This window comes from Bacillus sp. DU-106, from assembly GCF_004799705.1.
Classification (GTDB): domain Bacteria; phylum Bacillota; class Bacilli; order Bacillales; family Bacillaceae_G; genus Bacillus_A; species Bacillus_A cereus.
The window spans coordinates 2,364,150-2,376,326 of sequence record NZ_CP026607.1 but is presented as its reverse complement, the minus strand read 5'-3'; the positions used below and the strand labels follow the sequence as shown (position 1 = coordinate 2,376,326).

The following is a 12,177-nucleotide window of genomic DNA, read 5'->3' as shown; positions in this document are numbered from 1 at the left end:
TTATCACTCCTTTATAGCTTTAAACATGAAACGCGTGTACATTCCAATAATTCGAACTAAGTCGTTTCCAATAAGATTATGTATCCAGATGAGAATGAAACCAACAATCATGACAAAAATTGCCACCTCCAATGAATTCACTGCAATGCCCAATAAGTATATATTAAAATATTGAAAAAGTAAGGGGGTAACGATACATACTAGTGGCATTACATACAGTAAAACAGCACATATAAGACTCATTATTCCGACAAAAAATTTCTGCATGAGCCAAAAAATAGCCCTCCAGTTGCTATTATTGAGGATTGTATCTATCGCTTTAATCCATTTATCTCCTTCCTCTTTTTTTCTTGGTTCGAATAAATCTATTGATATATCTGTATAAATCTTCGTTTGAATGCGCTCATACTGAACAAACGTGTGAGTTGTTTGCAGCACCCACGCCAACAAGGGAATACCCAAAAAGATAATCGTCATTACTAATGCAAATGTAATGCTGACTAGATAGAAACAAAAGTAAAAAAAGCCGGATACAAAGGTAAATAATAAGAAATAAAAATCTTGCAAAGTTTTTTGAGCTAATGCTTTCGTCATTAATATCTCTCCTCCTCATTCATTGCTAATGTGTTAAAAACTACTTTTTTAATCCTAAGTATTTTTCTGTCACATACTTTAGTGTCAAAATGTCACGGTTTGTATGACATAACTATCAATACAGCCTTATTTACTCAATTTTTGTTGTTCTTTATAAACATGACAGAAGTTCACTATCGACTATGACTCGCCGCTTGTTATACTCTGTTCATACGCTAATTCTTTATGTTAAAGATAAGATTGTGTTCCCGATCTTATCTTTTTTCTTTGAAAATTTTTTGGTACAAAAAAGGAATCCTTATAATAAGGATTCCTAAAAGAAACGACGTACCCTAATCAATTTCTTGATTTAGTCCATCACACGTATAAAGTAAACTTTAATCAGCCCTCACCAATCAGTTTTTTACGGGCAACCCACCCAACCTAACTTCTTTGTTTTCGCTACATTTTGAGGTTGAGCTCTTATTGTCCGTTAATGTGGGATAAATTCCTTAGTTCCTCATTTTATCTACTTAGGGATAATTTTATTTTGTTAACTTAATGATACTGTGCTTCTATCCCACATCGTCTCTAATTTAAAAACATTTATTCCATCTAATAATCCTTTAATGAAATAACCTAACTGACATTTCTAAACAACTCTATTGACACTTAACACTATCATAAATACTACACTTCGTTGAGCCACATTATTACAAATTTATTGATGTAGTTGAGATGGACTCACTTTTTGAATTTGAACAAGTATATCAAACGCTTTACCTAATGATATATTAACAGTTTTTGGTATATCAGGCCCTTCGGTAGTTATTCCAGCGAAAATTGGATGTTGTTCGTTTAACCAAGTTTTTGTCACGCCGTTTGCCTTACGTAAATCAATAAAAAATTGATCTTTTTTAACTTGTCCAAAGATGTAGTTATAACTGTTTGGATCATCCGATTTTAATGTTCCATAGGGGCCAAATTCACCATTGCTATTCTTCACATTGTATTGTCCTTCATAAACTGACGTTCCAATAGATACGTACCGTTTTCCATAATATTCTGCTAAATGTTGCCCAGCTACTTTAGGATATATAAAAGGAAGCATATTTGTTTTCGAAACGTGTCCATTATGTCCCCATACAATGGTTTTTCCTAAATGTTCTTCAGTCCACTTCGCATTTTCATACATTGCAATATCATGTTTCAAATAAAAATCCGCTGGTTTATCAGGAGGTGTCGCTAACATTGTAGTAAACTGTTCAATAATACGAGCATTTTGCTTTATCCATGCAAACTCTTTAGATTTTCCATTTAAATAGCTTTTATTTTCCTCTAATAAAGCACTAATTTGTTTAGCATCTAAAACATACTTTTCTTTTTCTTCTTTCGTAAGGCTTTCAAAAGTATTCATATCCTTTGTTACAGGAATAAGCCCTTTTATCTTCTCTTCTACTCTAGGCAACAGTTTTGAATTATTCGCTTTAATATATTCTATTATATTATTATAAACATTTTCGTTTACTGATTGAATGTCCATCCCGATGACACGTACTTTCGATTTATGTTTTGGATTAGCATTATATTGCCGAATCCAATCAAGTAAATCTAGCATTTCTTTCGTCTTAAATGTAGGTGATAAATGTTGGCTTGGGTTTCCCTTGCCAGTAAGAACATATCGATCAAGTTCCAAGGCCCTGTCCCATCCCTCTTCTAAAACTAGATTGGTAAAGCCCTTTTCAGATACTAAATACTTAACAATGCGGTGTTTCATCGTAAAAACTTCATGAGCCCCATGCGTAGCTTCACCTAAACCTACAATTGAGGCTGAACCTACCATATCCTTAAGTGGTTTCAAATCATTAAGAGATGCAGTTGGATTAGTTGTTTTTAAAGGCTTTGCATGTGCTTCTAACCATTTCACTATTTGATTTGTATTGTAGGGAGCTGTAACAGAAACCTCTGTTTTCGAATCTGCATAAGTATTTCCTACAAAATGAGACATTGTTATAGCAGAAGCAACAATTGCAATAATCATTTTCTTTTTCATAAAACCCTCCTGAAATACTTACTTATTAGTTTTTTGACATGCTCTAAGGATCCCAGTTTAAACTATTCCCCCCCTATTACTGTTAAGATACATTTATTCTAATTCCTAAAACTCACTTTTTATCTGGTTTTCCTTTTTACCTACTTGCTAAATTCAGCAAGTAAAATACTTTTAAATGGATCAGGCCTATCAGCTTTAAGACTGTTCAAATTGACGGCCAATGTATGCTTACCTCCAAGTGTGCCACCAGCAAAAGTGGTAAAGCCTAGAACTTTACCCTGGTGTCCCCATATCGAGACACCGTTTGGAAGCTTAGTTTCATAGATTCCAAGACCATATCCGGTTCCTTCTCTATCTGTAGGAACTGTAGTAAGCATTTGTTTTAGTTGCTGTTCCTTCAGTAATTTACCACCTAGTAAGCAAGAGAAGAATTTGTTTAAATCGTCAGCAGTAGAAATCATATCTCCATCCGAGCTACCTGGGTTAATATAAGTAACGTCTTTTAGCTCACTTGCTCCGTCTAGTTGGAAATAGCCACGGGCATGCTTGGTGCCTGGAATCACGCTTGAATTGCCAGGTAGGAATGTATTTGACAAATCAAGCGGTTCAATAATTCGGTTTTCAACCTCTTCGGCATAACTGTTGCCGGTTACTTTTTCAATAAGGATCCCCAGTAATACGTATCCTGTGTTTGAATAAGACCAACCCTTTCCTGGGGCAAAGTCCGGGGGAAGTGAAATCCCCATCTTTACGAATTCTTCAGCCGTATACGATTTTTTTGTATCCATAATATCAAAGTCTTTTGAATTTACATAGTCAGCAATACCACTTGTATGATTCAATATTTGCCGGATCGTAATCTGGTTACCATCATATCCGTTTCCTTGAATAACACCAGGCAACCATTTTTCAATGGAGTCGTCTAGATTCAAACGGTTCTCTCCAGATAATTGAAGTAGAACTGTTGCAATGAACGTTTTCGTCACACTGCCAATGCGAAAGCGAAAATCTGCTTTCATTGGTTTCTTAGTTTTCAGATCCGCTACCCCAGCACTATAACTCCAAGTTTTACCCCCCTTAGAAATTTTAGCGAGTATTCCCGGGTATCCAAGTTGCAGTTCATCTCGCATTGCTTTCTTAACAGAAGTACGATCGTTTTGCGTACTTGTTTGTAACGAACTAGATACATTTTGCGTAGGTTCTGCTTTTACAATTGATGTTGGTGTTATGTATAACAGGGAACTTCCAGCTATTAAAAGTGCTAGACTTGCACATGTAATTTTACTGCGTGTTTTCATAAAGAATTCCTCTCTTCTATTTAAATTGTATTGATGGTTAATAGCTATGTCATATGCTAACCACACAGCTATCAACTCTCCCAATGATAAAAGTCAACACTGAATTTGCAATCATCTATGCATCAATTATTTCTACAAACAACTTTCTGACCTAATAAATGATTAATCCCTCTTTTTCAGATGTATGTTAACCTCTGTAATTTCTTCTTTTCTTCCATAGAGTTTTGTTAATGAATTTGTTTTTATATAAATATATAGTATCTATTTCCCCTCTCGTTCTTCTCTACATTTTGATCATACACAATGAAAATCTCTTTTTTCTTACTCCTTTCTTACAAATTCCTTACGCTCAAAACCACTTCTATAATTCGGTGGTTTTTATTTTAAGAAAACTCAGTTCTATTAACTTGATAGGCATAGGGTACTGCCATATGTCCATCAAATTAGGAACCTGCTTTACCCCAAATGTAAAAAAACGTTATCCTTTCCTATGATTCTAGAGAAAGAATAACGTTTTTCATGTTACAGAGGATTTTGTTTTATTAGCTTAACAGCATTTACTGCCTTAATTTTAAAAAACTTTAAAATTAAGGTGTTTTTTGAACCAGAAAAGGATATTTTCAACTATAAAAACTATGACAAAATTTATCTATTTTTCCTTTTTGTCTACTTGCTAAATTCAGCAAGTAAAATATTTTTAAAAGGATCAGGACTATTAACTTTAATGCTGTTCAAATTGACGGCTAATGTATGCTTGCCTCCAATTGTGCCTCCAGCAAGGGTAGAAAAACCTGGAGATCCACCTGTGTGTCCCCAAATCGAGACACCGTTTGGAAGTTTATTTTCATAGATTCCAAGACCATAACCATCCATTCCTACTATTCCTGTAGGAACTGTAGTAAGCATTTGTTTTAGTTGCTGTTTCTTCAGTAATTTGCCACTAAGTAAGTAAGAGAAAAATTTGTTCAAGTCGTCAGCAGTAGAAATCATATCTCCATCCGAGTTACCTGGGTAAGAATATGTAACGTCTTTTGGCTCACTTGCTTCGTCTAGTTGGAAATATCCACGGGCATGATTGGTACCTGGAATAACAGTTGAATTACCAGGTAGGAATGTATTCGACAATTCGAGCGGTTCAACAATCCGATTTTCAACCTCTTCCGCATAGCTGTTTCCAGTTACTTTTTCAATAAGCATACCTAGTATTACGTATCCTGTGTTTGAATAAGACCAGCCCTTACCTGGAGCAAAGTCTGGTGGAATAGAAATTCCCATCTTTACTAATTCTTCAGCCGTATACAATTTTTTTGTATCCATAATATCATAGTCTTTTGACTTTAAGTATTCAGCAATCCCACTTGTATGATTCAATAACTGCCGAATCGTAATCTGGTTACCATCATATCCGTTTCCTTGAATGACGCCAGGCAACCATTTTTCGATGGAGTCATCTAAATTCAAGCGGTTCTCTCCAGCCAATTGAAGTAGCACTGTTGCAATGAATGTCTTCGTAACACTGCCAATACGAAAGCGATAATCTGCTTTCATTGTTTTTTTGGTTCTCAGATCCGCTACCCCAGCAGCATAACTCCACGTTTTTCTATCCTTTGAAATTTTGGCGAGTATCCCTGGGTATCCAAGTTGTAGTGTATCCCGCATTGCTTTCTTGACGGAAGTACGATCTCTTTGAGTATTTGTTTGTAACGAATTAGATACATTTTGATTGGGCTCTGCTTTTACAATTGAGCTTGGTGTTGTATATAACAAAGAACTTCCAGCCATTAAAAGGGTCAGACTTGCACTCGTAATTTGCCTACTTGTTTTCATAAGATTCTCCCTCTCCTCTATTCATATTGTGTAGATGGTTATTAGCTGTTTCATACTAAGCACACAGCTATCACCTCTATTAAAAGTTCAATATTACATTTGTAATTATCTTGCTAATTATTTTTTCATAAATGCAATTGTATTCTAACAAACGATAAATCCCTCTTTTTCCGCATGTATGTTAACCCTAGAAGAACCACTCTTATTACTGGTTTGTTTTTCATAAATAAATCATCCCTATTTCCCCTTTCACGCCTCATTATATTTTTTAACATACACAATGTAGATCTCCCCTCCCCATTTATTGTTAATGCGTTAAAAACTGCTCCTTGATTCTAAATGTTTTTCTGTCACACACGGTAGTGTCAAAATGTCATGACTTTTATGACATAACTATTAATACAGCCTTATCCACTCAATTTTGTTCTCCTTTATAAATATGACAAAAACTCACTACCTACTATGACTGGCCTCTTGCTACACTCTGTTCATACGCTAACGGGTGCTAACTCGTTTCGCTAACAAAAAAACAAATCAATTAAAGGAGCTTACAAAAATGAAACAAGCAATTAACAAACTGGGGATCGTTGCAGTTCTTCTTTCTTCTTCAACCATGATTTCTGCGTGTTCCCAACAATTATTAGAAGCTGAAAAATCAAAACCATTAACATCCTCAACTAATATTCAAATGATGGAAGGACCTACTAATAAAAAAGAAATAGAATCTTTTGCAGACCCGTTATTTGAAGAAAAAATGAAGAAGTATAATGTGAACGGTTCTAGTTTTGTCGTCGTTCATGATGGAAAGGTCGTTGTCAATAAAGGATATGGATATGCCAATAAAGAAAAGAAAATCCCTGTCACTAAGGACACGGTCTTTCAAATCGCTTCAGTCTCAAAAACCTTTACTGCTTTGGCTGTGATGCAGCAAGTCGATAAAGGAAAGCTTAAACTAGATCAAGATGTACAAAAATACCTTGGTGGATTACAAATTCCTAATCAAACAGGGAAACCTCTCACCCTGTTTGATATGCTTACTTATACTAGCGGGGTAGATTTTCCGGATCTCACAAATATAACTGGACCCGAATACGTTCATAATAGTATACCCATGAAAGAATTTTTCTCTAAGCATATGCCAACGGTGATACGGCCACCAGGGGAAGCTTATACGTATGACAACGTCTCATTTGCGCTCGCAGGGTTTGCAGTAGAAAATGCTACTAACACCCCTTTCTCGAAATATATGGAAAAAAATATTTTCAAACCATTAGATATGGAATCTACGAGTATGAGTTTTACGCCTGACCTTCTCAAAAGAATGGCTACACATTATGGTCCCACAGGTGATCCGATTCCAACAAGTGGGAGCGGTTTAAGGGATACACCACAAGGAGGCATTTTATCTACTGCGGAAGACATGTCAAAATACATGATTATGCAACTACAGAAAGGAACGTTTAAAGACAAAGAAATTGTAAGTAAAAAAGGCATAGATATGATGCATGCCTATCAAGTTTTTGATGATAAGACAGTCCCTGTTGCGACAATTGGATTTGAAACGCCTTTTAATAAATTTGCTAACGGTCAACATGTTGTAATGAAAGGTGGAAGTATGCCTGGGCATCAATCACTGCTGATTTTAGTGCCTGAACAAAAAACAGCATTCTTCATGTCTTACAATAATGATTCAATGATGAGTATAGACATATATGAAGCTCTCATGGATCACTATTTCCCCGCTAAGAAGAATGAAGTAAAAACAAGTTATCTCCCGTTAGAGGAAAAAGAGGCTCATAAATACTTGGGTTTATTCCAGAATACGCGTTTCGCTGCCATTCGCACTCATTTTACTTATGAAAATGGGAATTTGATCATGGAGGGTGGAACAACGGGAAAACAAGTTCTCAAAATGATTCATCCATTGTTATTTGAGGATTCAGAAGGCAATAAAGTCGCTTTCAAAAAGAATTCAGCAGGAGAAATCACATATTTTCACTACACCTCTCCTAAAAGCCTTGATTTTGTAGCAGATGCTCAGAAAATTAACAACAAATCACCGTTTGATGACGTGCCAGCAAAGAGTAAATATAGAAGTCACATTGATAACCTTCATGCTCTAAACATTATGGGTGCTAAAACAGATAATCTATTTAATCCGATGGACACCATGACACAAGGAGAATTTGCGGATACGCTGTTACTTGCTCACGGATGGAATGGTTTTCCAGACGAATCCAAGGAGGCAAGGGAAAAAATGATGAATGGAATTCCAGAGTATATTCGTGCTACTCCGATTACCCGACAGGTCGCAGCAACCATGATTCAAAACGTTAAGCAAATTCAAGACTTGAAACCGATTCAACCTGATAAAGCTATTAAAGTTAAATTACTTGATGCCGCAGACGACTGGGCAGTCCAATCGATTCAGGCACTTGCCTCCCAAGGAATTCTAGACCCTGATACTTCCATCAATGCTGATGGGTCCTTTATGTTCCGTCCGAAAGATCTGTTACTGCGTCAAGAATCAAGTGCCTTGCTGGATTTATCTTTTGGTCATTATGCACTGCCTATCAAACGGTAGTAGATATTTTATCCTGGATTGAATCATAAAAAAATTGGATGCTAGTATCTTATCAATATAAAGCTAAAATAAAACAAGAAATTTTTAACTTTATAAAATTTGTATGAAAACGCAAACGATTTGAAGTATAACTCTATATTTGAAATTTTCGCCTTAAAAAAAGGAGCCTATTAGGAAATTTAATAGGTTCCTTCCTTTAATTTAATAGGCGTTATACACTGTAAATATGTTGAGTTAAATCTTTAACCTCCTCTAAAATAATTTTCTTAAAAGATAGAATTCTTACATGCTTGTAAGGTAAATGTAAGACAATTCAATATGAGGACTATAATGCTTTAGATTAAATTATATATAGCCAATAAAAGAATAGGAGATAACAACTATGAGTATATTAACAGTCCGTAACTTAAGTAAAATTTATAATACAGGAAAAGTATCTTATAAAGCTCTTTCCAATATTGATTTGACAATACAAAAAGGAGAATTTGTAGGAATTATGGGAGCATCAGGCAGTGGCAAATCAACTTTACTGAATATGATTTCTACTATTGATGCACCAACATCAGGAGAAGTATTTATTAACGAAAAAAATCCCCATTGTTTATCTTCTAATGATTTAGCATTATTTAGACGCCGTGAACTAGGCTTTGTCTTTCAATCCTTTAACCTTATGAATACTCTAACTGTAAAAGAGAATATTGTTTTACCACTTACATTAGATAATGTAAGTTTGAATGAAATGAACAACAAAGTAGAAGTCATTTCCAAAAAACTAGGGATTGAACAGATTTTAAATAAAAGAACCTATGAAATTTCAGGAGGACAAGCTCAACGAACCGCCATTGCTCGTGCCCTTATTCATTCTCCTCAATTAATATTAGCAGATGAACCAACAGGAAATTTAGATTCAAAAGCGGCAAATGATGTGATGGAACTCCTAAAGAAATTAAATCAAGATCAACAAGTAACTATGATGCTAGTGACACATGATCCCGTAGCTGCGAGTTACTGTGATCGAGTAATCTTCATTACAGATGGATCTTTTTATAATGAAATTTATTGCGATGACAATCGTTCAAAATTTCACAAAGATATTACAGATGTACTATCTTTACTAGGAGGTAAGTAACATGAATTTTCGTCAACTTGTATATAATAATGTCACTCGTAATAAACGATTATACCTTGGACATTTTTTGAGTAGTACATTTGCCGTGATGATTCTATTTACTTTTGAATTGCTTGCATTTCATCCTAATTTCACTGGAAATCTTGTATCGACCAGTGAGACCATGAGTTCTTTAAGTACAAAAGGATTTAAAATTGCTCAATATCTAATTATATTTTTCTCCTTCTTTTTCATTCTCTATTCTATTACTATGTTTTTAAAAACAAGGAAAAAGGAATTTGGGATTTTATTACTCCATGGCATGTCTAATGCACAATTAAAAAAGCTAATTTTCATGGAAAATATGTTAATTGGATGTTCTGCAATTATTGTTGGGATTGGACTTGGATTAGTTTTTGGAAAATTAATCTTACTGATAAGTGGTTCCCTTTTCCTGTTAAAAGGTGGGCTTCCATTTCATTTTCCTACTAATGCAATTTTAGTGACATCTCTTATGTTTTTTATTTTATTTATACTTGTCTCTTTTTTCACTGTACGAGTAATGAAGGTATCACAGCTAATTGAACTCATGAAATCTGAAGAAAAACCAAAAGCGGAACCAAAGTCATCTAAATGGCTAGCTTTCTTCTCAATTCTTTGTATTTGCATTGGATATGCCTCAGCGTTTTATTTGGATATAGCATTAAAAAAAGGAATTGAGATATATGTTCTATTACTATGTGTTTTCTTAACTGTATTAGGAACATACTTTTTATTTACTCAGCTCAGCTTTTATGTCATTACAATATTGAAAAATCGTCAATACACTTTCTTTAAAAAAACCAATATGTTAATGATTTCAGAGTTAACATATCGAATGACAGATAACGCACGAACACTCTTTCTAGTAAGTATACTTTCCGCAGTTGCCTTTACCTCTATTGGTGCTTGCCTTTCTATTGGAAATGGCGCATTAGCGGAAGTTAACAGTCCTTATGCATTTGAATATAAATCATATAAACACAACAAGGAGGAGGCATTTCATATTGCTCAAATAGAGAAACAATTACATAATGATGGATTCTCATATAAATTAGTAACTTCTACTGGTTTTAATACAACAAGTCACGCAACACCAATTATGAAACTGACTGATTACAACGCAACTGCCAAAACACTAGGATACCCAGCAGAAACGTTAAATAAGGAAACAGACAGTCTAATCCTACCATCAAAAATATATTTGAGAGCAGCTTCTCAAGAGGAATTAAAGAAAATGTCTTCATCCCTTACACTGGAACACGGTAATATGAATTATAATTTTTCTGGTAATAAAATATTAATGGATAATATTATCAGCCCATCTAATAATTTTTCTGTCGTTGTTTCGGATTCAATGTACGAAACAATTCTAAATACACCGTTAGAAGAAGCAAAGGTCGATCAGTATATAGACTATCGTTTCTTAATTAAAAACATGTATGAAACAGCAGATGTGGCTAAAAAACTTACAGAGATAATTCCAAATGATTATAGAAACGGACGCCCACCATTTATATTTGATTCCCCGGTATTAAAATGGTTAGAAGGTAAACAAGTGAATGCGATACTATCTATTCTTAGTGTACTAGTAGGAGTTGTATTTTTCGTGTTTACAATTAGTTTTCTTTACTTCCGTTTATTTACAGATTTAGATCGAGATAAAAGCCAATTTCAAATGCTTTCTAAATTAGGGTTAACTAAAAGAGAGATAAAAAAAATTGTAACCCAACAAATTAGTATATTATTTTTTATACCTATTGTGATTTCTGTTCTTCACAGTAGCGTGGCTTTCTTGGGAATAAGGTTTTTAGCACAGAGCAGGCACATAGACTTACCTATTGCAGGAAATTCTATTTTCATCTTCACGAGCTTTATTAGTGTACAAATAATTTACTACCTTATTATTAGAAGAAATTATTTGCGTCAAATACTGAAGTCCATATATTAAAGTGGAAAATGAGAGAAATGCTGGTGGTATTCTGTATATATACCTCTTACTTAAAATCAATTTTTTAGTAAGCTAATTAAATTCTTTATTTTACCAATGGAGTAACAACATATCTCTATCAAGCTAAGAAAATAAAATTCCTCTTAAAATGAAAAAATACGTTATTCCTTCTGCATAATTAGAGAAAGGAATAACGTATTTTTTACTTTATGGATAGTGTAAAATCTTAGCTTGAAGTCGATGTGATGTGCTCCTTTTTTAATTGATTCATGTTTATTCATTATCCGTGCAATCTTTTTTATCTATTATTCTTTATAAATTGCAAAATTTAAAACAGGCAAGGAATTCTATTTTTTATAAACAGGTGGAATACTTTATGGGAAATTGAAAATATCTTCTGGATCGTATTTAGCTTTCACTTGAGTCAATCGTTTGAAGTTTTCACCATAATATAAATCTGACCAATCTTTCATTATTCAAGGTGAAATAAAATTGTTTGCAAAGAGATTCTTCCGATATTTGGTATCATATACCTTAGCTAAATTAGGTAGAGAAATAGAATTTTTTTAACAGGAAAATAATTTATAGTAGGAAGAATATAATTATATTAATGTGTTTTGAATTGTACCTTTAAGGAGACGTTGTCAATGAGAAAATATTTCTATTTCATTGAGCGAAAAAACAAGTGGATAACGTATCACTAACCCATAAACTACGTGGTTCCTCCTCAACATTGGAAGGAGA

7 protein-coding genes and 1 pseudogene are annotated in these 12,177 nt (G+C 34.1%); 3 read left to right on the top strand and 5 right to left on the bottom strand.

The features are described from left to right. Positions 1-3: 3 nt before the first annotated feature. The 4 genes from C3Y97_RS12145 to C3Y97_RS12125 all read right to left on the bottom strand — a co-directional run bounded on the left by C3Y97_RS12145 (position 4) and on the right by C3Y97_RS12125 (position 5,751). Positions 4-594, bottom strand: a complete 591-nt coding sequence (locus C3Y97_RS12145; RefSeq protein ID WP_100655316.1) for a sensor domain-containing protein — start codon at positions 592-594, stop codon at positions 4-6. A gap of 700 nt (positions 595-1,294) precedes the next feature. Continuing rightward, entirely contained in the window at positions 1,295-2,626 is a 1,332-nt protein-coding gene (locus C3Y97_RS12140) for an erythromycin esterase family protein (protein ID WP_119683399.1), read from the bottom strand. Between the two features lie 140 nt (positions 2,627-2,766). After that, complete coding sequence (locus C3Y97_RS12135) at positions 2,767-3,924, bottom strand: serine hydrolase domain-containing protein (RefSeq protein WP_127063953.1); 1,158 nt, start codon at positions 3,922-3,924, stop codon at positions 2,767-2,769. A 666-nt stretch (positions 3,925-4,590) separates the two neighbouring features. Continuing rightward, positions 4,591-5,751, bottom strand: a complete 1,161-nt coding sequence (locus C3Y97_RS12125) for a serine hydrolase domain-containing protein (RefSeq protein ID WP_100655370.1) — start codon at positions 5,749-5,751, stop codon at positions 4,591-4,593. 556 nt (positions 5,752-6,307) lie between these two features. On the opposite strand from C3Y97_RS12125, the gene C3Y97_RS12120 reads away from it, so the two are divergent. The 3 genes from C3Y97_RS12120 (at position 6,308) to C3Y97_RS12110 (ending at position 11,433) form a co-directional block, all read left to right on the top strand. Next, on the top strand, positions 6,308-8,335 hold the full coding sequence (locus tag C3Y97_RS12120) for a serine hydrolase domain-containing protein (RefSeq protein ID WP_136363406.1): 2,028 nt from the start codon (positions 6,308-6,310) through the stop codon (positions 8,333-8,335). Between the two features lie 382 nt (positions 8,336-8,717). Continuing rightward, positions 8,718-9,464 (top strand): ABC transporter ATP-binding protein, encoded by a 747-nt coding sequence (locus C3Y97_RS12115; RefSeq protein WP_100655372.1) that lies wholly within the window; start codon positions 8,718-8,720, stop codon positions 9,462-9,464. A 1-nt stretch (position 9,465) separates the two neighbouring features. Beyond that, on the top strand, positions 9,466-11,433 hold the full coding sequence (locus C3Y97_RS12110) for an ABC transporter permease (RefSeq protein ID WP_136363404.1): 1,968 nt from the start codon (positions 9,466-9,468) through the stop codon (positions 11,431-11,433). A gap of 374 nt (positions 11,434-11,807) precedes the next feature. On the opposite strand, the pseudogene C3Y97_RS12105 reads toward C3Y97_RS12110, so the two are convergent. Then, positions 11,808-11,906: pseudogene (locus C3Y97_RS12105) on the bottom strand (BBE domain-containing protein); the annotation flags it as partial. Between the last annotated feature and the right edge of the window lie 271 nt (positions 11,907-12,177).

Bases quoted from the DNA above. Each gene is read 5' to 3' on its own strand.
- C3Y97_RS12145 (WP_100655316.1), bottom strand. From the start codon at position 594: ATGACGAAAGCATTAGCTCAAAAAACTTTGCAAGATTTTTATTTCTTA.
- C3Y97_RS12140 (WP_119683399.1), bottom strand. From the start codon at position 2,626: ATGAAAAAGAAAATGATTATTGCAATTGTTGCTTCTGCTATAACAATG.
- C3Y97_RS12135 (WP_127063953.1), bottom strand. From the start codon at position 3,924: ATGAAAACACGCAGTAAAATTACATGTGCAAGTCTAGCACTTTTAATA.
- C3Y97_RS12125 (WP_100655370.1), bottom strand. From the start codon at position 5,751: ATGAAAACAAGTAGGCAAATTACGAGTGCAAGTCTGACCCTTTTAATG.
- C3Y97_RS12120 (WP_136363406.1), top strand. From the start codon at position 6,308: ATGAAACAAGCAATTAACAAACTGGGGATCGTTGCAGTTCTTCTTTCT.
- C3Y97_RS12115 (WP_100655372.1), top strand. From the start codon at position 8,718: ATGAGTATATTAACAGTCCGTAACTTAAGTAAAATTTATAATACAGGA.
- C3Y97_RS12110 (WP_136363404.1), top strand. From the start codon at position 9,466: ATGAATTTTCGTCAACTTGTATATAATAATGTCACTCGTAATAAACGA.